The 21,864-nt window shown below is 34.6% G+C and carries 21 protein-coding genes and 1 pseudogene; 8 read left to right on the top strand and 14 right to left on the bottom strand.

Annotation, left to right across the window (positions count from 1 at the left end):
* Positions 1–26: 26 nt before the first annotated feature.
* Positions 27–534: pseudogene (locus CN326_RS02290) on the top strand (DUF2268 domain-containing putative Zn-dependent protease); the annotation flags it as partial.
* A gap of 331 nt (positions 535–865) precedes the next feature.
* On the opposite strand, the gene CN326_RS02285 reads toward CN326_RS02290, so the two are convergent.
* The 12 genes from CN326_RS02285 to CN326_RS02240 form a co-directional block, all read right to left on the bottom strand.
* Positions 866–2,512, bottom strand: a complete 1,647-nt coding sequence (locus CN326_RS02285; RefSeq protein ID WP_483295623.1) for an ABC transporter ATP-binding protein — start codon at positions 2,510–2,512, stop codon at positions 866–868.
* Positions 2,513–2,547: 35 nt separating this feature from the next.
* Entirely contained in the window at positions 2,548–3,171 is a 624-nt protein-coding gene (locus CN326_RS02280) for an ABC transporter permease (RefSeq protein WP_098305830.1), read from the bottom strand.
* Positions 3,172–3,178: 7 nt separating this feature from the next.
* On the bottom strand, positions 3,179–4,057 hold the full coding sequence (locus CN326_RS02275; protein WP_098305828.1) for an ABC transporter ATP-binding protein: 879 nt from the start codon (positions 4,055–4,057) through the stop codon (positions 3,179–3,181).
* A 39-nt stretch (positions 4,058–4,096) separates the two neighbouring features.
* Positions 4,097–5,320 (bottom strand): radical SAM/SPASM domain-containing protein, encoded by a 1,224-nt coding sequence (locus CN326_RS02270; RefSeq protein WP_255258077.1) that lies wholly within the window; start codon positions 5,318–5,320, stop codon positions 4,097–4,099.
* 22 nt (positions 5,321–5,342) lie between these two features.
* On the bottom strand, positions 5,343–6,707 hold the full coding sequence (locus CN326_RS02265; RefSeq protein WP_255258076.1) for a radical SAM protein: 1,365 nt from the start codon (positions 6,705–6,707) through the stop codon (positions 5,343–5,345).
* 87 nt (positions 6,708–6,794) lie between these two features.
* Complete coding sequence (locus tag CN326_RS24470; protein WP_176524514.1) at positions 6,795–6,938, bottom strand: huazacin family RiPP peptide; 144 nt, start codon at positions 6,936–6,938, stop codon at positions 6,795–6,797.
* Positions 6,939–7,021: 83 nt separating this feature from the next.
* Positions 7,022–7,165: a huazacin family RiPP peptide gene (locus CN326_RS24465; RefSeq protein WP_176524514.1), complete on the bottom strand. Its 144-nt coding sequence runs from the start codon at positions 7,163–7,165 to the stop codon at positions 7,022–7,024.
* A gap of 342 nt (positions 7,166–7,507) precedes the next feature.
* Positions 7,508–7,783: an MGDG synthase family glycosyltransferase gene (locus CN326_RS02260; RefSeq protein ID WP_255258075.1), complete on the bottom strand. Its 276-nt coding sequence runs from the start codon at positions 7,781–7,783 to the stop codon at positions 7,508–7,510.
* Positions 7,784–8,552: 769 nt separating this feature from the next.
* Positions 8,553–9,992, bottom strand: a complete 1,440-nt coding sequence (locus CN326_RS02255; RefSeq protein ID WP_098305824.1) for a GntP family permease — start codon at positions 9,990–9,992, stop codon at positions 8,553–8,555.
* A 122-nt stretch (positions 9,993–10,114) separates the two neighbouring features.
* Entirely contained in the window at positions 10,115–10,906 is a 792-nt protein-coding gene (locus CN326_RS02250) for an enoyl-CoA hydratase (RefSeq protein WP_098305822.1), read from the bottom strand.
* 58 nt (positions 10,907–10,964) lie between these two features.
* The gene (locus tag CN326_RS02245) at positions 10,965–12,563 is read right to left on the bottom strand and encodes an ATP-dependent acyl-CoA ligase (RefSeq protein ID WP_098305820.1); all 1,599 of its coding nucleotides are present in this window, start codon (positions 12,561–12,563) and stop codon (positions 10,965–10,967) included.
* A 313-nt stretch (positions 12,564–12,876) separates the two neighbouring features.
* Positions 12,877–14,625 carry a sigma 54-interacting transcriptional regulator gene (locus tag CN326_RS02240; RefSeq protein WP_098306241.1) on the bottom strand — a complete coding sequence of 583 codons (1,749 nt, stop codon included), beginning with the start codon at positions 14,623–14,625 and terminating at the stop codon, positions 12,877–12,879.
* A 564-nt stretch (positions 14,626–15,189) separates the two neighbouring features.
* Between CN326_RS02240 and CN326_RS02235 the strand changes: the two genes are divergently transcribed.
* Genes CN326_RS02235 through CN326_RS02225 form a run of 3 tightly spaced genes read left to right on the top strand, consistent with a single transcriptional unit; the run spans position 15,190 to position 16,334 of the window.
* Positions 15,190–15,393: a helix-turn-helix transcriptional regulator gene (locus CN326_RS02235; RefSeq protein ID WP_098305818.1), complete on the top strand. Its 204-nt coding sequence runs from the start codon at positions 15,190–15,192 to the stop codon at positions 15,391–15,393.
* 2 nt (positions 15,394–15,395) lie between these two features.
* Positions 15,396–15,830 carry a hypothetical protein gene (locus tag CN326_RS02230; protein WP_098306239.1) on the top strand — a complete coding sequence of 145 codons (435 nt, stop codon included), beginning with the start codon at positions 15,396–15,398 and terminating at the stop codon, positions 15,828–15,830.
* 27 nt (positions 15,831–15,857) lie between these two features.
* On the top strand, positions 15,858–16,334 hold the full coding sequence (locus CN326_RS02225; RefSeq protein WP_098305816.1) for a small multi-drug export protein: 477 nt from the start codon (positions 15,858–15,860) through the stop codon (positions 16,332–16,334).
* 719 nt (positions 16,335–17,053) lie between these two features.
* On the opposite strand, the gene CN326_RS02215 is transcribed toward CN326_RS02225, so the two are convergent.
* On the bottom strand, positions 17,054–17,743 hold the full coding sequence (locus CN326_RS02215) for a polysaccharide deacetylase family protein (RefSeq protein WP_098305812.1): 690 nt from the start codon (positions 17,741–17,743) through the stop codon (positions 17,054–17,056).
* 202 nt (positions 17,744–17,945) lie between these two features.
* Positions 17,946–19,121, bottom strand: a complete 1,176-nt coding sequence (locus tag CN326_RS02210; protein WP_098305810.1) for an MGDG synthase family glycosyltransferase — start codon at positions 19,119–19,121, stop codon at positions 17,946–17,948.
* A gap of 855 nt (positions 19,122–19,976) precedes the next feature.
* Between CN326_RS02210 and CN326_RS02205 the strand changes: the two genes are divergently transcribed.
* The 4 genes from CN326_RS02205 (at position 19,977) to CN326_RS02190 (ending at position 21,863) form a co-directional block, all read left to right on the top strand.
* Positions 19,977–20,603 (top strand): hypothetical protein, encoded by a 627-nt coding sequence (locus tag CN326_RS02205; RefSeq protein WP_176524513.1) that lies wholly within the window; start codon positions 19,977–19,979, stop codon positions 20,601–20,603.
* Positions 20,537–20,872 carry a hypothetical protein gene (locus CN326_RS02200; RefSeq protein WP_098305808.1) on the top strand — a complete coding sequence of 112 codons (336 nt, stop codon included), beginning with the start codon at positions 20,537–20,539 and terminating at the stop codon, positions 20,870–20,872. Before CN326_RS02205 ends, CN326_RS02200 begins: the two co-directional genes overlap by 67 nt.
* Before the next feature lie 324 nt (positions 20,873–21,196).
* Positions 21,197–21,397, top strand: coding sequence for a spore coat protein (locus CN326_RS02195; protein WP_098305806.1), 201 nt, complete (start codon positions 21,197–21,199; stop codon positions 21,395–21,397).
* 13 nt (positions 21,398–21,410) lie between these two features.
* Positions 21,411–21,863 (top strand): spore coat protein, encoded by a 453-nt coding sequence (locus CN326_RS02190; RefSeq protein WP_098305804.1) that lies wholly within the window; start codon positions 21,411–21,413, stop codon positions 21,861–21,863.
* Position 21,864: the final 1 nt, after the last annotated feature.

Genomic DNA, 21,864 nt, shown 5'->3' with positions numbered 1-21,864 from the left:
GGTTTATCAAAATTAACACCTTTCATAATGGTTACTGCGGTTTCAGCGGAATACCTGGATATGTTACCATAACCATTCATCCAAACAATTATAACATTCCGAGAATACTGGCGCTCATTGCCCATGAATTTCATCATAACCACCGTTTTTCTTATTTCGATTGGGATCATGGAGACGTAACGTTAGGTGAATATTTAGTCATCGAAGGACTTACTGATTCATTTGCTACTGAGTTGTATGGTGAAGAATATTTAGGTCCTTGGCTCACATCAATTGATGAAGAAGAACTCAAATATTCGATTCATGTCATTCGGGAAGGTTTTAATTTAAAAAGATTTGCGGAAGTTAGTAGTTACATGTTTGGAGATGAAATTGATAAAAAAGAAGGTTATTCACCAGTAGGCTTATCATCTGGCGCAGGTTACGCCGTAGGTTAACACCGTACAATCTTTTATGAAAAAGAATAACATCACAATTCAAGAAGCCACATTGTTAAGTGAAGAAGAAATTATTACAGGATGTGGCGTTTTTTAAGGACAGAGCATTTTAAAGTTCGAAGTATTATGAGGCTGTTCCAAAAGGTCGTTCAATAACAACCTTTTGGAACAGCCTCATTTTGTTTTTACTAGATTAATGGGTATATGTTATGACTTTTATTACTTTAATACAGAATTTGTTCTCTTTTTATTTTTGAAAATTAAGGTACTTTTTTATTCTAACTGCATCATTATATATGATACTAAACCCAGTATGATTACAATAGTAATAAACTTAATAGCTATAACCTTTAAAGTTAACTCCCCACTCCGAACTTTAACGATAATAATGATGCTTGCGAGAATGACCATAAATATATAAAAAGTGTTCATCGTGATCGTTCCTCCTTCTTATCTTCTTGATTTAAGTTAGACGCTAGAACAAATTCTTTATTAATAAAACTACTTAATTCATTATCATGACTAATAAAAATACATATTTTATTTGAAAATTCCTTAGACAAAATCTTTTTAAAAGCTTGTCTCGCTTTTTGATCCATATTTGATATAGCTTCATCAAATATCAAGACATCAAACTCTTTCATAAAAGCCCTTGCAAAAGCAATTTGTTGAATCTGACCTTTAGATAAGTTTTTCCCATTTTCAATAATTTTTTTGTTTAAATCTAAATCTGTTAAAATACCATTAGTTTTAAGTAAATCAATTTTCTGTCGAAATTCGCTCTCTTTAATCATAGTGTTTCCTATTTTGATATTATTAGCAATTGTATCTTCAAATAAATATATATTTTGAGGTATAATCCCAATTCTATCTCTTAAGTCTTTTATATTTATTTTTTTTAACTCTGTTCCATTTATAAATATATTTCCTAAATAAGTTTGATAGAATCCTAATAAAAGTTTTACAATTGTGGTTTTGCCAGAACCATTGCTACCGATAAGGGCTAATTTTTCCCCAGTATTCAGGTCTAAATTAACATTTTTTAGTATTTCTTTATGTGCTGTTTCATATTTAAAAGATACATTTTCAAGTGAAATGCTTTCAATTTTATTAACCTTTATCCCTTTGTTATCAGGGACTGTTTTTCCAATTAAACTATTTAAACGTGACATCGCAGCTAACGCAGGTTGTATGGTAATTTTGAAACCTTGGAACATTGTAATTGGTGCATATACCATACCAACGTATTGAGTCAAGGACACATAATCTCCAACTTGCAATCTCCCTTGTGTAATTAAATAAGCAATCGTACCAATAATTAAAGTTTGAATGATAAGAATTGTTACATTAAGTAACTGTGAACTTTTACTGATTGTTTTACTTTGGTATACCGTTTTTTCAGCTAAACTAAATACCTCTTTTGAAATACTTTTATTAACATTTTTCTCTTGATTTAGTTGTTTTAAAGTTACTATTCCTTCAAAGGTTGAATGAATTTTATTATTTGTTTTAGCGTTTGTTTCAAACATTTCTTTAGAATATTTATTTATTACACTTAGTGAACTATTAGAAATTATATAAACTAGTGGCATAAATAATATACAAATAATAAAAATCAAAATGCTTTTGCTAAATATGAAAATTAAGGCTCCTATCATTGATATTGAAGTCGAGAAAAAGCTAAATACTGTAGGTGTGAATATTGAAGACAAAGAGTTTGCTTCATTTATTCTAGATAAGATATAAGCTGTAGATTTGCTATCAAAAAATGACATTGGCATATTTAATGTTTTATGTATCATATCAGTTTTTATATCAGCGATTACTTTAGAAGAAGTTTTTGCTAGTAGAAAGTCACTAATATAATTTAATATGCCCCGACTGAAATATATAATGATAAGTACAGCTGTAAATAAAATTATACTGTTAATATTTCCTTTTAATATGCCCTCATCAAATACTTTTTGTGACAAAATAGGAATGGCATTTGTAATACCAGCAATTAGAAATGTTATAAACCCTAATAAAAAAATCGTCATCAGGCTTTTTTTGAAATATACTACAAAAGTTTTCAACACCTTCACCTTCTATCAATATCAGTATTTGACATTTATAAAATATTTTCTATTGAACGTTTTTTTATTACCATATTTAGCAAAAAAGCAACTATAAATAGTACAGCAACTGATATAAATAGTAACCCAATATCTCCTGTATTGGAAAATAACAATATATAGATTATCGTTCCAGTCATCGTAAGAAGCTTAGTCACTAACATGTTATCAATCAATAAGATCAATACCGTTAGAATATTTCCAAACAATAAATTAATAACTGGTAATAAAGAAATAGCACCTAAGATTTCAAATTGAGGATAGCCTTTTAGTAAAACAAAATAAATAAAAAAAGCCATAGAGTATGTAATACTTACAAGGGTTGCTGTTATCATACCAAATACAGTTTTAGCCAATATAATTTTTTCTGCACTAAATAGTGGTAGTAGTTTTTCTAAGGTTTTGTTACCTTTATCAGACTTAATAGATTCAAATATTATTTCCGACATAAAGATAATCGATGTTACACCTAATATGAAATTAAATTTCATAGGAATAGAGAGCGTTTTCAAACTTGATGTAGCATATAAAGATAGAACTGCTAATATAAAGAGTATGAAAATTGTTTTTTGCCAACGACTTTTTACAAGGCGAAACTCTTTCCAGATTAAAGATTTCATACCTCTTCTATCCCTCTTTCTTATTAATATTTAAATATATTTCTTCTAACATGACACTTTCTTCGACTACATCTCTAATATTAATTTGTAATTTGATTAACAAAAGTAATACTGAGTTTAAATTATACGTATCTCGGTCAATGATAATCTCATCTTTCTTTACTTCAGACTGATTAAAGGCTTGCTGTATTGCTTTCATTTGTACTTCTGATATATCTTCTAATAGTCTTATATGTACTTTTGAATTTTTATACTCTGTTTTTAAAGTCTCTAATTGTTTTTGAACTTTTATTTTCCCTTCTGAAATTAACAATATTCGCTCACAAAGATTTTCAATATCATCAAAATTATGCGAAGTGATTATAATACAACTATCGAGAAGATAATTTTTAATTAAATTTTTCAACAATATTCTATTTTCTACATCGAGGTTAACTGTAGGTTCATCTAATATTAATACTTTAGGTTTGTGAATGATAGCACATGCAAAAGCGAGCTTTTGTTTCATTCCAGATGATAATTGAGATGCTTTTTTCTCAAGCATAGATTCCATTTTTAAATTTGATACAACTTCTTTCACAGCTTTACTTGATTGATTAAATGCCTTAGCCCAAAACATTAAATTTTCCAATACCGTGAATTCATCGGTAACCCCTTTGGATGCGGGTAAGTATCCAATTTGATTTTTATTTATATAATGCAATACTTCTCCAGATGTTGGACGGTAAATTCCCATAATAATTCTTAATAATGTTGTTTTACCAGAACCTATTGAACCAACAATTCCAATTCGTTCACCCGACGTAAAAGCTAAATTGATATTTTTTAATACGAACTCTTCAGTGTTAAATCTCTTATTAACATTTTCTAATCTGATATATTCCATACAGTTCACCTCCTCTTCCACTTTGTTACTTTAATCATATTAGACGTAAGAACATAATGTTTTTTTCGTAAGATCTTTTGAAAACTCCATTTCTGCAGCTCTACAATCTCCACACATTCGTCTAAATTCACATTTACTACATGGTTCTATCTTTTCTAGACTTAATTTCCAGTATTTCATTATATTAGCTTTTTCATCAAATAAATCTAAAAATCTTTCATTATTTTCCAAGTCCATTAGTGGTTCTTCATGCATTCTTGGACAAGGATATACTTTTTTATCCGCTCCAACTGCCAAAGTACCCGCTAAACAAGGGTGATATTCTCCTAGATACGAAAAGGTATTAATATCTTTTGTAAATACAGGTAAATACTGGTGGTAAACTACTTTATCATCAAGACTATTAATGAGTACTGAAGGAATGATATGTCGGACACCTATCCCATGTAATTTCTCATATATTAACTTGAAATCTTTTAAACTTTCTGTGCTAAACAACACATTTACTATAACATTTTTATGATTTTCATTAAAGTTGTGAACTATTGTTTTTATAGATTTTACCATTTGCAAAATATCTTCTGAATTATCACTTGTGAAATCGATATTGATAATTGGTGTAATATTAAAATCTAACATAAATTTAACTTTATCATTATCTAAAAGACTACCATTTGTTTGTATAAATATATTTTGTTCATTTGTAGTTAACAAAGATGTAAAATGTAATATCTCTTTTGTAAATTCCCATTCAAGTAATGGATCACCACCATGAAAATAAAGATTTTTAAACTTCAAAGCTACAATATCGCGCATTAAATTATAGTAAAATCCTAATTCTTTAATAGCAGTTTGCGTAGCTCTTTTGCAACTATAGCAACCGTTTATTTTGGTGTCATCACAATGCACACAATTTTTTGTGCATTCGCATGGTAGTTCTATGAAACAATTTTGCATAGGGATATTTTCATCTTTTAATAAATTTTTTATTGCTCCTTTTCGATAAGTTTCCCTTGGAAGGAAGTTGTTTGAATATTCCCCCATACTTTTTTCTATTAATAAATTTATAAATTCATCTACAATATCCCCATCAATGTCCTTCTTAATCTCTTTAATTTCTTGACCATTAATTATTCGATTTATAATGATACTTTCTTTTTCTTTAAGATGAAATACCGTTTCTTCGTTAAAGTTATATAGTGTACTACGTAATTGTCCGTTAACAGGAACGCAATGAGAGTATAAATTAAAGTATTTATTCATGACCATCTGCCTCCTTTATAATTTACATATTTAATATTCCGTCCAGTTTTACGCCTTGTTCTAACAATGTATAAGTGGTTTTAAATGCATTCCTTTTTTCAGTAATAAATTCTTTGCAAGGCTTGCTTAGTTTTCTATCAAAACCACCTTCATTGTCAATGAAATTCCTAAAACATGTTGGACATAATCGTTGAATAGGACAATTAACACATTGGGTGCCCATGTATTGATTATATTTTTCTAGACTTTCTGCTATTCTATCAATGTCAAGCCACCCCCTGACAGTTCCGATAGGCATTTTATCATTTACCTTTTCACAACTATGTAAAACTCCTTTAGTATCAACAGCAACTTTAGTCCCCGGAACACAAGTTCCAGTATAAGGTAAAAATTCTGCTTTTAATTCATTTAATGGAGCATTAACAGCTCTATTAATGATTTCATATATCGGTAAAGCGAACAACAATCTGGAAAGTGGATCTAATTTTTCGCCAGCAATTACTTTTTCTTTAAATTCTTCTCTTAGAGTATGTATCTGATTATTAAATTTTTCTTTATCCTCATCAGTATACTGATCGTACCAATCAGTTCCCACATCTGAAACTTGTAACAAAATTGATATTTTGTTTTTTACTAATTCATTTGATAGATAAAAATCTTTCAATTTATACAGGTCTGTACCAATATCAAAAACATCAATAATTTGTAGTTTTGTCCTAAAGTAATCAGGATAATTTTCTTTAATAAAACGTAATTTACTCATAATGACTTCGTATGTACCTTTATTATTTGCAAATACTCTCATTCGGTCATTTTCTTCTTTGTAACCATTTAAACTTATAGATAAAAAAAAGTTATTATCTATTAAAAATTTTATTTTTTCTTCATTTAAAAGAGTTGCATTCGTTGTAATATTAAAATAGATTTTACCGTTGTATACTTCCTTCGCATAACTAACAATCTCTTTAATAAGTTCATAGTTTAGTAATGGCTCTCCACCGTAGAAACCAATCATTGGAATAATAAAAGGTTTTTCTTGTTTAATTTTTGTCACGCTTGCCAAATACTTAAATACAGCTTCCTTCGCGGTACCAGTTTGCATTTTAAAGTAATTATGTGTTCGATTGTTATCGTATTCTCCTGAATATAAACAGTATTTACATCTCAGGTTACAACTTTCTGTAACAATTAAGATAAGCTGACTAAAACCATTTTTATCAATGAAATCACTCAAAGATTTTTTATTAATTGTTTTGGGAGTTGCTTTTTCTTTCCCAAAAACTAATTTTTCTGATTTAGAGCCATCTGCTAATTCTACGTTACCTGAAACATCATTATAAAAATAGGTATTTTTAGAAGTTTTAAAATAAAATCCTCTCTCTTCCATTTTATACACTTCCTTATTTTTTGATTTGAATAAAAGCCATCCTGCTACGGATGGCCTTTTATTTAGAAGCAAAATTGATAAATCGGTTTAACCATGGCCTCCAGCGTAACCTGATGCTGTTCCAACTGCATCCATTACTGGACTAGCTGTATCAATAGCACAAACTCCGAGACAAGGGCCAGCACATTTTAACGCACAACCCAAATAGTCAGCATGTTGAATTGGTTCCATAAAAACCACTCCCTCAATTTAGTTTTGGCTAAATCTTTTAGTAAGAACTAAACCGACTTAGTAACTTCAACTGATATATCGGTTTAACCGTGGCCTCCAGCATAACCTGATGCTGTTCCAACTGCATCCATTACTGGACTAGCTGTATCAATAGCACAAACTCCGAGACAGGGGCCAGCACATTTTAACGCACAACCCAAATAGTCAGCATGTTGAATTGGTTCCATAAAAACCACTCCCTCAATTTAGTTTTAGCTAAATCCCACTTTTATTAAGTAAGGATTAAACCGCCTTAGTAGCTGTTTGCTACAGTTATAAATTACTATAAATAGAAATAGAATTATATAGTTATTACCAATTGTTCACAATATTTACATTAATAGATATATTTGTATTTTTATTATTTATATAGTGAAAAATAACCTTAATTAACTAATATTGTTAATTGTTTAATATAGTTCATATCCCATACCTATAAAGCCAATCTAACGATGTACCCTCATATCCATGAAAACTCCCGCCACTTATCTCCTGCGGATCTTGAAGTGGGGGTTTCTCGTGTATCACCTTCAAGAGATGCTTAACACGAGTGGAGTTGACACAGCTGCCGCCAAAGGAAACGTACTGACTACGACGGTCGGCTGCACTTCTTCAATCAATTTTAGCAATCGCCCGAGACCTGTAGAGAAAATCGTCTTTATCAAATTGGATAAAGTGTTCACTCTCCGTGTTTTTTGATAAATATACCCATACACCTGAGGGAATTTTTTTACTCCTTCAAGGAAAAGGAAACGGCTTACATGACTAGAATACGGATGGACCCATTGCATAAAATCAAAAATCACCGGTTCTAATGTCGGAAATCGAATTTATATCGCTTCATGTAGTGCTTGGGCTACTTGAATATGACCATCCCCATAATTTCCGGTAAGGATTAAAATTCTTTCTTTATTTACTACCTCCATTGATCTCTGCTCCTTTAAAGTGTTAATGTGACTTTTATCTATGGAGTTCGAGTGCCCCACATTATCCAGTCGTTCATCTCAACACTAATAACCAAACTGAAAAAGATTTCTTGGCAACATGTTTTACTGTACAGTTCGGTAATAACAACCACCTATACACAAGCTCTACCATTTTAAATAAACATTCAACCAATAAAATGACGGTTATAACATCCATAATGACATGTTGTTTTATAAATAAAAACCATCTAATCTAGCAATTAGATGGTTGTTTCTAAACATAATTATCTTATGTTACTTTTAATGGTATCGTTCTTTCTTCACATTCTTTTTTAGTATCTTGCTTGTCGCATTTTTAGGCAAAGAGTCTACTGATATTAAGTCAAAAAATATAAAGATTCATTCTTAAACTTTTAGAAATTTAAAAACAAAAATACCTTCAACAAGCACTACGTCATCCTGTTTGATTTGCAGGTCGAGCTCATTAACAGCAATAAATATATTACCATCACTTCCTTTATTCATTGAAGACATACAAACAGCCATCGTTTCATGGAATATCCATGAAACGATGGCTATTTTTGTTTAAAATTATATATAATCTGAACTTGCTAGCTATGGTATTTATGACAATCAATAAATCTCCCACCTACACAATAGAAAACACCAGATAAACTCCAATAACGACGAAAACAGCTAACGTCTTAATCAAAGTAATGCCGAAAATCTCTTTATAAGCTTCTCGGTGCGTTAAGCCTGTAACTGCAAGCAGAGTTATAACTGCTCCGTTATGAGGAAGAGTATCCATGCCTCCTGCCGCCATTGCGATTACACGATGCAGCACATCTAATGGAATACCGAAATTCGTTGCCGCTTCAATATATTTTTCCGCCATTAAACCTAATGTGATGCTCATTCCGCCTGACCCCGAGCCCGTCAGCCCGCATAATATATTGGTCATGACCGCCCCGCTAACCAAAGGATTTGAAAATGTTCCAGTCAAATAGTTTTGAATCATAACAAAGCCCGGTAAAGCTGCTATAACGGCACCGAATCCAAACTCAGCTGCAGTGTTCATGGCAGCTAGAATAGAACCACTTACACCCACGCTTGTAATAGATTGAAAATGTTCTTTTACCGCTTGGAAGTTTAATAATACAGCGGTCAGTATACCGATAAGAAGCGCCATTTCCACTGACCAAATACCCACAACTTGCGTCATATCAATCTTTCCGTAATCCTTCAAACCTATTGAAGCAAAATCAAATCCGTTTGCATACCAAACGGGGATGAATTCTGTAAAAACTTTATTCATCACACCGACCAGTACAAGCGGAAGGAATGCTATCCAGTGACCAACTGTAATGGCATCTCCTGAAACAATCGGCGTTGGTGCAGCTTGACTAACACTAGTTGTAGCAGCCATTTCAGAAGTAGCACCATTTTTCCCGAAATAACCCTCGCCATTAGCGGCTGCTTTCTTTCTACACCTTTCCAAATACAGCATGCCGCATGTAAAGATAAATACTGCGCCGATGATTCCTAATGTTGGGGCCGCATAAATATTAGTTTTAAAGAACGTAGTCGGAATGACATTCTGGATTTGAGGAGATCCAGGAAGCGAATCCATGGAAAACGTGAATGCACTGAATGCGATTGTCGCTGGAATGAGACGTTTCGGAATATCAGCTTCGCGGAATAACTGCGCCGCAAATGGATAAATTGCAAATACTGCAACAAATAAGCTTACACCACTGTATGTAAGAATCGCTCCCATCAGCACGATGGAAAGAATGGCTCTTTTCGCGCCTATAAAACGAACGATGATTTTCGCGATTTTCTCTGCTATACCAGTGACTTCAACCAATTTACCAAATATCGCTCCAAGCAAAAACACTGGAAAATATAATTTTATGAATCCGACCATCTTCGTCATAAAGACATTGGAAAAGAACGGAAGAACATGCCCCGGCTCGGTCAAAAACACAGCCAACAAAGCACACAAAGGAGCGAACAGAATCACGGAGAACCCCCGATAAGCTAGAAATATAAGCAGGCCGAGCGATAATAACACAATCAATAAATCCATAACTCCAATCCCCCCTCAATAAAAATGGATTTTCTTAAATTCTTGTATATATCGTTGGATGCCTGCCCCTAACAGGCATCCGGATATGAAGCTGCTTTCTGCAAATTTGCAGCCGTACCTTTTTATTTATGATGAAAAAGCGGTATCCTTTTTTCTATAAAAGCTTCCACTCCTTCTTTTACATCACTCGTTTGAAATACGTGACCAAAATTTTCGGCTTCCACTTTAAGCCCTTCCTCAAGAGAAAGGGACAGTCCCTTATTGATAGATTGCTTCATCAAAGATAAAGCTGGAAGGGAAAAACGAGCCATCTTCGCAGCCAGCTCCTTCGCCTTATTCAGCGCTTCACCGCGGGGAACAACATGATTCACTAGACCGGCTTGCAAAGCTTCTTCAGCAGTGAGCGGTTCGCCGGTGAACATAATTTCTTTTGCCCTTGCTGCTCCTATTAAACGAGGCAAACGCTGCGTTCCTCCCGCTCCTGGAAACAAGCCCAGCTTAACTTCCGGAAGCCCGATTCGGGCATGTTCTTCCATAATCCGTAAATCACAGGATAAAGCCAACTCACACCCGCCTCCAAGCGCTAATCCGTTAACAGCAGCGATTACAGGCTTTGGCAGTCTTTCCATTTTATTTAACGGGTTCTGAAGCCACAATGATTTTCCCTCGGCATATTCACTTCCTTTTCCAATCCATTCTGGAAATGACTTAATATCCCCTCCGGCAACGAAGGCTTTTTCTCCAGCACCGGTTATCAGTACAACAATCACTTCATCATCCCGTTCAATTTCATCAACCGCTGCCGTCAGTTGTTCGATCACGGCATAGCTCAATACATTAACAGGAGGATTATTAATGATAATGGTCGCAATCCCTTTTTCTTTAGACCATGAAACAACCCGCTTCTTTTCCAATGCGATCCCTTCTTTCCAACATGTAATAAGACGCACATTTTCTATGAAACAATCATCTTCAGCTCGTTCTTGTAATTACATATCCGGCCTGCTCACGATCCCAAGCAGCACCGATTCCTTCTTCCTTCAGCTTGAACTTCTGAATCCGTTCCGTCGCGGTTTTTGGGAAAGATTCACTGAACTGGACGTATCGCGGCACCATAAAATAAGCCATGCGTTCTTGACACCAATCTATAATCTCTTCATGGGACATCATTTCCCCTTGCTTCAAAATCACATATAATTTGACATCCTCTTCTCCCACTTCCGACGGGACGCCAATAGCCGCTGATTCAAGCACTTTCGGGTGATTGTTCACAACCTTTTCGATTTCCCAAGAAGAGATGTTTTCTCCACGTCTCCGGATACACTGTTTGATACGATCGCAAAAGTATAAGTAGCCCTCTTCATCCCGATAACCGCGATCTCCAGTATGGAACCATCCACCTTCCAACGCCTCCTCCGTTTTATCCGGCATTTTATAGTAGCCTTCCATGACTGCCTGTGAGGAATGGATGTAAATCTCCCCGATTTCACCGATCGGCGCTTCATTTCCTTCCTCATTGACGATTTTCGTCTCTACGTAGGAATACGGTTTTCCGATAGAAGGCGGCTTATTGGCGTTCAATGGATTCGTTACACAAAAACCCGTCGTCTCCGTTAATCCGTAGCCTTCCACGATCCGAACGCCGAATCTCTCCTCAAACATCTTCCAGAATTCCTTAGGCGTAGCGGCACATGCCGTCACCCTTGCAGGATTTTCATGATCGTTCTCCTTTTCCGGCTGCTTGCAGAGAATCGGAATCATGGATCCTAAAGAATTGAAAATCGTCGCACCATGGTAGCGGATTTCATCCCAAAAACGAGAAGCGCTAAAACGCTTGCCAAGAGCGACCGTCGCATTGGAATGAATAGCACCGAAGACTGTATGAGCTTGGGCATTAATATGGAATAACGGCAGCGCTGTAAATAAAATATCTTTTGAATTCGCGCCAACCATATGATCGGCGAATGACTGTGCGGAATTTACATAAGCAGAATGACTTAACATGACCCCTTTAGGCAATCCAGTCGTTCCAGAGGTGTAAAGGATACTGTTGATAGAAGAGGAGGAAACAGCTTCATTTGGAAAATGGTGATAATTTGTATTCAATACATCTTTCAATCCGATTACCGGTCGTTCTTCACCATTCCCCATCATGATGACGCTTTCATTATTGCCATAGACGACAACTTGAATTTCCCTTTGTATAAATGGCAAACAAGAAGCAATTTGCGAAACAAAGTCCTGATCAACGATAATCAACTTACAATCGGAATGGGATAAAATATACTGCAGGCCTTCTCCTTTTAAATGCACATTAAGAGGCACCGCGATTGCTCCCATAAAAGATAAAGAAAACCACACATCCAGATATTCAGGAGCGTTATGTAGCATAATACAAACCTTGTCACCTTTTTGGATGCCCAGCTCACGAAATCCCGCTGCGGCCCTAGTGATCCGATGATAGAGATCTTCATAAGTGACCCTTTGTTCTTCAAATTGCAAATACACCTTATTTGGTGTCTTTTCGATACTTCGCATAATAAAATGCGGCAGGCTGTAATTCTCCATCATTGGCTTCTATTCCCCTTTCTACTAAACTCTTTTTTATCCCCAAAATTACGAGGCTTTTATTTTTATATAGCAAGAGGTATGCCAAAACTCTAATTATTGCCAAATTCCTTATTTCTTCAGGGACATGCTGTCAAAATCCTTATATGTACACTTGCATGTGTCGCATTTATGCTACAAATTATAACGATGACTCTTTTATAAACGTCGCATATATGAGACACCGTCGCAAAAATGCGACGGTGAATATTGCTGTACACTCTATCGACATCCACATTCCAAACAAAAAAAGGGCCTGTTTGCCCTTTCCATTTCCTCATTGTATGTCATATCTGTCTATTTTCCGATATAAGCTGGCCCGATGAATTCCTAAAAGCTCGGCTGCCTCTTTTCTGTTTCCAGATGTTTTTTCCAGAGCTCTCGCAATCACCCGTTTTTCAGCTGATTCCACTTCCATGTACAACGAATAATTCATCTCAATCTCATCTTGATCCACTGCAAACATTTCATGATACAACTCCTCTTGCAAACTCTTTTTCCGCAAGTAGACAGGAAGGTGATGCACTTGAATAATAGTTCCTTCAACAACATTCATCGATCGTTCGAGCACATTCTCTAGCTCCCTAATATTCCCTGGCCAGTCATGCTCCATAAATATATCTCTCACTCTCTCATCCAATGAAAGAACGCTGCTTCCAAGCTCCTCATTCAATTTCTGAATTAAAAATTTCGTTATATGTATAATGTCTCCCTTTCTTTCTCTTAACGGAGGAATATCAATCGCAAAAACATACAACCGGTAATATAGATCCTCTCTGAATTTCCCGTTTTGAACCATTTCAAAGAGATTTCGATGTGTCGCCGCAATAAAACGGACATCAATCTTGCGAATGTTCGTGCCACCGATTCTTTCAATCTCTTTCTCTTGAAGAACGCGAAGCAATTTCACCTGCATGTCCAACGGCATATCGCCGATTTCATCCAAAAACAACGTTCCATTATGGGCCAGCTCAATCTTCCCAGGATTTCCACCTTTTTTCGCTCCTGTAAAAGCGCCCTCTTCGTACCCGAACAGTTCAGCCTCCAAAAGATCCCTCGGAATCGCGGCACAGTTCAAACGAATAAATGAACCTGCAGCACGCGGACTAGCATTATGAACCGCATGGGCAAAGAGCTCTTTCCCTGTTCCACTCTCGCCTCTTATCAAAATGGTAGACCGGCTTTTTGAAACCTTTAAGGCCATATCCTTCACTTCATTCATTTTTTCGCTCTCTCCTATAATGCTTTGAAATGAAAGCTTCCCCCGTTGCAGCCGTTTTAATTCAGACTCATAATATGACAGCTTCGATTCCATCGTACTGATCTGATCCGCCAAAGCCTTAAACTGCTGTATATCATGAAACATAATTTTGCCTATGGCACCAATAATTTTACCTTCCTTGGCAATAGGTATACGAATTGCAATAATATTCCGATTATTTATACGCTGAATGTGCCCAATCTCCGCATTCCCCGTTTTCACGATAATATGCATCCTCGTATTCTCAACAACCTCCGTACAATGCTTCCCAATCGCATCCTTTGGGTCATCGATTCCTAAAAATTGCGCATAAGAACCACTTAAGAAATTGATGATTCCTTGCCCATCCACCCCTAGAATACATTCAGACAGCAAATTCAAAGCATTTTCATACTGACTGATGATCGTTTCCAAAGACTGTACGCTCTTTTCCTTGCTTGGCTTGTTTTCCAGTATTACAATCGATCCTTGTCTTTTCCCATCCTGATATACAGGGGATTCGTTCACGATAAACACTTGATTGCCGCTCTTATACTCATACTTGTACAGATTATCATTTTGATTGACTAATAGCTTTTTACTGTTGGGAATGATTGTTGATATGTGCTTGCCCGCGATTTCGTTTTCTGATTTGTTTAACATACTACAGAATGATTGATTGCTGAATGTGATGGTTCCGTCATAATTTGTGACGGCTATTCCGTTATTCATTAACTGAATAACATGGCCGGTTAACCGCAGATTTACCCCTTCATCAATATGCATTTGAAAACCTCCCCTATCAAATAGCACTCTTTCTCCTATGTAATATATATCCATTTTACAACACCTTGTGAAATACTTGGAACTCCTAAAATTATTTAACAGTTCATTTAGTTGATTAATCGGCTTTATATTGATTTTTTTAGGGTTAAATTAAAATTAACAATTTTATCAAAGGTTGTCTTATTTCTCTTCAAAAATGGAAAATAATCTACAGAAATACGAGATCGGGCCTGGGCGTGGATTCGGTCTCTTTTCCATGCCCGTGATTGCCAAAACACAAGTTTCGTAAGGGTTTAGTAGCCTTTCAATTCCTTTCCAGCTGGGTTTCTTACGGTATAGAATCTAAAGGTTTTCGGTAGCTTTTCCTGTGTTTTTTCTAACAGTTTCGGTTCGGAAGTAGCTGAAAAAAACGATTGGTATTCATTCGGTTCTTTACCAAAATATAGATGGTGTTATTTATACTTTCTTTAGCAATTATTAATTGCAAAATGCAAATGATTATTTACATTTTGTAATCAATCTTTTACAATGATGGTGATAGAAAATAAAGGAAGGAAAATCAAAATGCTGGAAAATAGAGTAAGAGAATTACGGGCACGATTTAAATGGACTCAGCAGGACTTAGCTGATGCAATTGGAGTGACAAGGCAGACAATCGGATTAATAGAGAAAGGTGATTATTCTCCATCTGTCACTATGGCGTTAAAAATAGCTGCTGCGTTTCAAGTTACCGTAGAAGATGTTTTTTATTTAAGGGGAAAGGAATGATTATGATGAAACAGGTTTTAAGAGCTCCGCTTATGGGGGCCAGTATATTTGTGTTGATTATTGCGTTTTTACTATTTTCTCTTATGAATACACAGGTCATTTTAGCTAGATTATGTTTTGGGATTTTAGTTACGGTTACTTTTTTATGGGTCATTCTTACAAAGTTTTATAACAGGAAAAATCATGATGATAAGATTAGATTATTTGGCTTTATACCATCCGAATTTCGTGAAATAGATGAAGGGCAGCAGTGGGTAACCTATAAGGCTTGCCGAAATGTGTATATTTACTATAGTATTGCACTTCCAGTAACGGCAGGGATTTGCTTCCTCTTTTCTCAACATAATTTTGTTCCATTACTGTGCATTGGTGTACTAGGTGCGGGTCAATACATTGTCTATTGGTTAACTACTATTCTTATTTTAAATCGTATTTAATCTAAAGAAAAAAGGGGATGGAACGATATGCTGGAGTGGGCTCAAAATGCAGGTGCATTATGGCAATATGTAGTGTTATTTCTATTAGCTTTTGCCCCATGGATGGATGTATCAATCGTTGTACCACTTGGTATCGCATGGGGGTTACAACCATTTGCAGTAGGAATAACAGCATTTGTAGGAAATCTTATTTTAATTCTAATACTAGGCTTTTTCTTTAAACAGTATGCCAAATGGCAAGCAGCAAGAAGGTTAAAAAAAGGTATAACAACACCTTCTAAAAAAGAAACTCGATCAAGAAGAATATGGGAACGATATGGTATTCCAGGTTTGGCCTTGATCGCTCCAATTCTTGTAGGGACTGATATTGCGGCCGTATTAGCTTTAACATTTGGGTCTAACCGGACACACGTTATAAGTTGGATGACAGTTAGTCTAGCAGTTTGGACGGTTATCTTTACAGTTGCTTCGATATATGGATTTAGCTTTTTAAATATTATTTAGGAGAATGAGAAATAACAATCAATTAGTTCTATTCGATTGGGAACGTATAGGATATGGTTCTCCTGCTATTGATCTTGTGGATTAGGAACTACGGAGACATTACTAGAAGTCAGTATTGCTAATACATACCTCAAATTTTGGAAAGCTACCTCAATACCTTTTCCATACTCAATCTCAGAATTAACACAACAAATTACAGTAGCTAAGATATGGAGTGTATTAAACTTCATAGTTAACAATGCGGAGACATTAGAAAAAGAAACATTAGAGATTATAATAAAACAGCTAAGTAATAAATTAGAATACGAGTATGCAACTTTATAAAAGATACAACAACTTTCGATAATGAAAAGGAAACAAAAGGTGCTTTCTAGACGTGAAAACCCCTTTTCAGTCTACAACTTTAACAGTCTAATACTTTTTTCTATGGTCTAAAACATTTTTTAATAAGACATTTTCATTAGATTTATTGTCCCTACACATCATCCAACAATACAAATCCCCTTTANNTAAAGGGGATTTGTATTGTTCTAGTGCGAAGATCCTTTTAAACTTGGATATAGTGATATTCAGCTCTCCCTCCACTTGAGCTACACTTTTCCCTTCTTCCAAGATGCACCAAACTATTTGTCTGTTAAAATCTTCATCATACCTTTTCACGTAGACACCTAATGTTTAATTTTTTTCATTATAATCCGTGTCTACTATTCAATCTACTATCACAATTCATCAATTCTTACACAAGACATATCGCGGCTTGATAGTTCTTTAAAGACATCTTTTAATGCATGAATGGTATTCATAGGGGCATGTTCATCCGCTCCCAAGGTTTTTCCACAATCATGCAAGAGGATAACATCCCCATTTTTTATATCCCGTAATAGTCTTTTTTTAACTTTTTCACTGCCGCCTTTACTGCGCCAATCCTCTGCCATTACCGACCATAGGATGATTTTATACTTTTTCATTAGAAAAAAATCGAATAAGTTCAATAATCCCCATGGCGGACGATAATAGATGGGACGTTTCCCAGTAATATTTTCAATGATGGAAGCACTCTTCCTTACATGCCGCCTTATCGTCCAAGGGGCCATAATCCAGTTGGACTTGTGCACGTAATTATGCATTCCTATTAAATGCCCCTCTGCTTGCATTCTTTCAATTAACTCAGGGTATTGTTCCGCTTTGGAACCAACGACAAAAAATGTCGCTTTCATATTATTTATTTTTAACAAGTCCAATAGCTGTGGAGTATAAATAGGATTGGGACCGTCATCAAAAGTAAAAGCAATTTTTGCAGAAGAATCTTTCCTTTTTAATACCCCGATACCAAAACCGGTAGTAAGAATATATGGAACAAGCCAGTATAATGCTAGTAAGAACAATACCAGTAAAATAACCTTAACCATCTCCTACACTACCCCCTTTCTATCATTTCTGTTCTTGTAGTGTTTCATTTTAGAAGTGCTTGATGTATGAAGAAAATACAAATATATTCCTGTAAGAAGTAAGAAGACAAATAAACTTCCAATAGATAAAGAGCGAGCTACTGGTTTCTTGAACTTGTATGACGCAAACATTAAAATTCCCATGTTTTACTTTATTAACTAATCATGAACCAAACGAATACATTAGGTCATGTCCATTGTTATTGTTTTCTTTTGTATTCATAATTACTTCTACTGATGCAAACGCAGATTCTTTAGAATGAAATCGTTTCGAATTCTCCCTCATCTGTTGAAGTAATTCTACATCGCTCAATAATTTGGATAAATGATCGGTTAAATCCCGATCCGTTTTTGCTTGAATCGCCACGCCTGAATAAACTAAAAATGTAGCGTTATCCTGTTCTTGACCCGGAATAGGTTTATAAAGAAGTATAGGCAACTCCATGGCAATCGCCTCAAAAGTAGAGACTCCTCCTGGTTTTGTAATCATTAGATCGGAAATAGCCATTAACTCATGAACGTAATTGATATAACCAGTGAGATGGATGTGATGTTTAGAATCCTTTAACTTTTCCTTTAATTGCATACGAAGTTTTTCATTATGTCCACAAACAATGATGAATTGAATAGGCTGCGATAACGTATCAAACTCCTGAAAGGTGGAACTTCCATCACCAATCATGCCATAACCGCCCCCCATTACTAACACTGTAGGAATATGAGGATCTAAACCATATTTCTCGAAAATTTCCTCTCGTTCAAAGGACTGAGAAAATTGCTGACGAATGGGAATCCCTGTATGAGCAATCCGATTCTCTTTAACGCCTAAGTTAATCAAAGAATCGCGGACAATACTTGAGCCGACGATATATTGATCCGTAAAAGGATAAATCCAGCAACTATGATCTGTATGATCAGTAATGGTGGTTACAGTAGGAATATCGGTTAAACCATAGGATTTCAACCTTGACATCACAGCTGCTGCCAAAGGAAACGTACTGACTACAACGGTCGGCTGCACTTCTTCAATTAATTTTAGCAATCGTCCAAAACCTGTAGAGAAAATCGTCTTTATCAAATTAGATAAAGTGTTCACTCTCCGTGTTTTTTGATAAATATACCCATACACCTGAGGGAATTTTTTTACTCCTTGGAGGAAAAGAAAACGGCTTACATGATTAGAATAGGGATGGACCCATTGCATAAAATCAAAAATCACCGGTTCTAATGCCGGAAATCGAATTTGTATCGCTTCATGTAGTGCTTTGGCTACTTGAATATGACCATCCCCATAATTTCCGGTAAGGATTAAAATTTTCTCTCTATTTACTACCTCCATTGATCTTTGCTCCTTTAAAGTCTTCATGTGACTTTTATCTATAGGTTTCGAATGTCCCACATGATCCAGTGGTTCATCTCAACACTAATGGCTAAACTGAAAAAGATTTCTTGGCAACATGTTTTACTGTGCGGTTCGGTAATCACAACCACCTACACACAAGCTCTACCATTTTAAATAAACACTCAATCAATACAATGACGGCTATAACATCCATAATGACACGTTGTTTTACAAATAAAAAAACATCTAATCTAACAACTAGATGGCTTTTTCTATACATAATATTCTTATGTTATTTTTAATGGTATCGTTCTTTCTTCACATTCTTTTTTAGTATCTTGCCTGTCGCATTTTTAGGCAGAGAATCTACTGATAGTAAGTAAAAAGATGTAAAGGTTCATTTTTAAACTTTTAGAAATTTAAAAACAAAAGTACCTTCTCATTTGTACCCTCCCCTGAATAACGAGAAATCACCTACTATTCAGGGGACCACATCTTAGTTACAACTACTGATGCTTTACGGTACAGAGAAAAATTAAAATCAACACCAAAAAAGAAACCGCCCTTGTAGGCGGTTTTACTTTACGCTTATACGTTTACTTTCTTTAACTTCATTTCCATGTGGAAAATTAATGAAATCCCCCTTCTAAAAGAACGCAAGTTCGTATATAATAAGAACGAACGTTCTAGTTGTTAGGAGTGATTTCTTTGTATGACTATTCTCTTTTACCAAAACGGAACATCTTATGTGTAGATTTATTCTGTTACTATTATGTCAACGATTCTATATCGTTGACATTTTTTATACAAGGAAACTGATAGCTATAGATTTTTATCTTAGAAGGAATGATAATGAACCAAAATGATACCTTACTTGTAGAAATAGCGAAAGGAGAAAATGAATTACGTTACTTAATTACAGATAATGGAATTCCGATTCCTGAGGTGTCTCTCTGGCTAGATTTAGTTAGCCTAAATAGTTATTTGACAGGGGAACGTTATGCATATGCTTTATTGAAGTATCTTCGTTTTCTAAAAAGCAAAAACATGGATTTTAAAGGGGTTCAGAACAAAGGTACCATTGAAGAGTATGTCAAATATCTAATGGGATTTAGAGAACAAATTATTAACATTGAAGCTCCTTTAACATTTACAGCTATGCAAACTAATCTTACCCCCATAAAGCAATTCTATGGTTGGCTAGAAGATGAGCAGGTATTAACTCAAAGTCCTCTACGTTCAAAGGTAGAAAGACAAAATTCTTCTTTTAACGTTCATTGGAAAAAAAAGCTATTGTACGGTCAAATATGGTCTTTTAATACAGAAAAAACGATACTCGCAAGAATTAAATATACAAAAAAACATGTACATCTTAAATGGTATACAGAAGATGAAATTAAAGGAATTACTGAGTGCCTTCCTACTATTCGGGACAAAGTTATTTTTCAAATTGGAAACAGTGTGAAAAACGCTCCTTAAAATCAAATGATGTAGTTTGCGTTGATAATAATGAGCCACAACTACAAATTGATGAACTTACGTATAAATTATCCATAGTTGAAAATAAAAATGAAAAGTTGAAAAGAAAATTAGAGCAAGAACAAACACGTTTGCAAATAAATGTGCAGGAGATAAAAGAAATAAAAGAGAAGCATCAAAAGCTTTTATATCAATATTTAAAAATATTAAGGGAGCTACATGTTCGTGGTATTAAAATAGAAGATTTAAATACAGAATCTACTATTTAATAGTAATTCATTGTTGATATACGCATCTAAATGTCATTTATTAGTAAATGCAAATTGTGTGGCTTTAAAATAAAGTTACGACGTTTATAAAAACATTTTGCCTAAAGGACCAAAAAAGAATAAGACGGTCATTTAGAAATCGATAACAACAGAAGTAAACTTGTTCGGCTATTAAGACCAATGTAATCTATTATTTACTAAAAAATATTATAAAAAATTTTTTAAAATGATACTTGTCCAAACCATATCTACTCTATTTCATATAATGATTCTAGTTAGATAATACTAACTAATAATTTAAACCCAATTTGGAGGGATATTGGAATGGATGATTTAAAAGAATTGATTTCTTCAACACTTAACGGAAAACAAAAGGACGAAATAATCAATATAGTACTTTCAGATGTTTTAAATAGAAATGATATAACAGATTCATTTCTAAAAAATTTACCCTCAGAGAAAAAAGCACAAATTAAAAAAATCTTTTCTGAATTACAAAATCAAATTAATAACATTTTAGACTAAAAGGAGAGAATTTATGTCTGGAGTTTGGTATCCAAATCAAGATAAAAAATGGAGTGCATTAGATTCTTCAAAGCCTCATCCATCCTTCAACGATCCAACAATTTCAGAAGAAGCTAAGCAAAAAAATAAAATGTATCAATTGTCTGAAGAATATATTGCGATTGTTGACTCTGCTGACGTTCAAGTTACTACTACAGATACAAAAGTAGCACTATCGATTCAAGCAGCATTACAAGCAGCAATTACTGCTATTATAAGTATATCTATTGCAGATAGTGAAAAAGCTGATAGAATAGCACAAGAACTTTTTCAAAAATCAGCTATTACACAAATCAATAGACAACGTACTATTATTAGAAATTCTCGAAACGTTTCAGTAACTACTACAGATACTGATATAGCAGTAAATATTCAAATCCTTCTTCAAATTTTAGTAGCTTTATTAGTTAAAGTAAATATTTTATAAA

The organism is Bacillus sp. AFS018417 (assembly GCF_002560985.1).
Taxonomy (GTDB): Bacteria; Bacillota; Bacilli; order Bacillales; family Bacillaceae_G; genus Bacillus_A; species Bacillus_A rhizoplanae.
Note: the sequence above shows the minus strand (reverse complement) of the source record. Positions and strands in the feature narration are given on the sequence as shown.

Bases quoted from the DNA above. Each gene is read 5' to 3' on its own strand.
- CN326_RS02280 (WP_098305830.1), bottom strand. From the start codon at position 3,171: ATGAAATCTTTAATCTGGAAAGAGTTTCGCCTTGTAAAAAGTCGTTGG.
- CN326_RS02275 (WP_098305828.1), bottom strand. From the start codon at position 4,057: ATGGAATATATCAGATTAGAAAATGTTAATAAGAGATTTAACACTGAA.
- CN326_RS02270 (WP_255258077.1), bottom strand. From the start codon at position 5,320: ATGAATAAATACTTTAATTTATACTCTCATTGCGTTCCTGTTAACGGA.
- CN326_RS02265 (WP_255258076.1), bottom strand. From the start codon at position 6,707: ATGGAAGAGAGAGGATTTTATTTTAAAACTTCTAAAAATACCTATTTT.
- CN326_RS24470 (WP_176524514.1), bottom strand. From the start codon at position 6,938: ATGGAACCAATTCAACATGCTGACTATTTGGGTTGTGCGTTAAAATGT.
- CN326_RS24465 (WP_176524514.1), bottom strand. From the start codon at position 7,165: ATGGAACCAATTCAACATGCTGACTATTTGGGTTGTGCGTTAAAATGT.
- CN326_RS02255 (WP_098305824.1), bottom strand. From the start codon at position 9,992: ATGGATTTATTGATTGTGTTATTATCGCTCGGCCTGCTTATATTTCTA.
- CN326_RS02245 (WP_098305820.1), bottom strand. From the start codon at position 12,563: ATGATGGAGAATTACAGCCTGCCGCATTTTATTATGCGAAGTATCGAA.
- CN326_RS02240 (WP_098306241.1), bottom strand. From the start codon at position 14,625: ATGCATATTGATGAAGGGGTAAATCTGCGGTTAACCGGCCATGTTATT.
- CN326_RS02235 (WP_098305818.1), top strand. From the start codon at position 15,190: ATGCTGGAAAATAGAGTAAGAGAATTACGGGCACGATTTAAATGGACT.
- CN326_RS02230 (WP_098306239.1), top strand. From the start codon at position 15,396: ATGATGAAACAGGTTTTAAGAGCTCCGCTTATGGGGGCCAGTATATTT.
- CN326_RS02225 (WP_098305816.1), top strand. From the start codon at position 15,858: ATGCTGGAGTGGGCTCAAAATGCAGGTGCATTATGGCAATATGTAGTG.
- CN326_RS02215 (WP_098305812.1), bottom strand. From the start codon at position 17,743: ATGGTTAAGGTTATTTTACTGGTATTGTTCTTACTAGCATTATACTGG.
- CN326_RS02210 (WP_098305810.1), bottom strand. From the start codon at position 19,121: ATGGAGGTAGTAAATAGAGAGAAAATTTTAATCCTTACCGGAAATTAT.
- CN326_RS02205 (WP_176524513.1), top strand. From the start codon at position 19,977: ATGAACCAAAATGATACCTTACTTGTAGAAATAGCGAAAGGAGAAAAT.
- CN326_RS02195 (WP_098305806.1), top strand. From the start codon at position 21,197: ATGGATGATTTAAAAGAATTGATTTCTTCAACACTTAACGGAAAACAA.
- CN326_RS02190 (WP_098305804.1), top strand. From the start codon at position 21,411: ATGTCTGGAGTTTGGTATCCAAATCAAGATAAAAAATGGAGTGCATTA.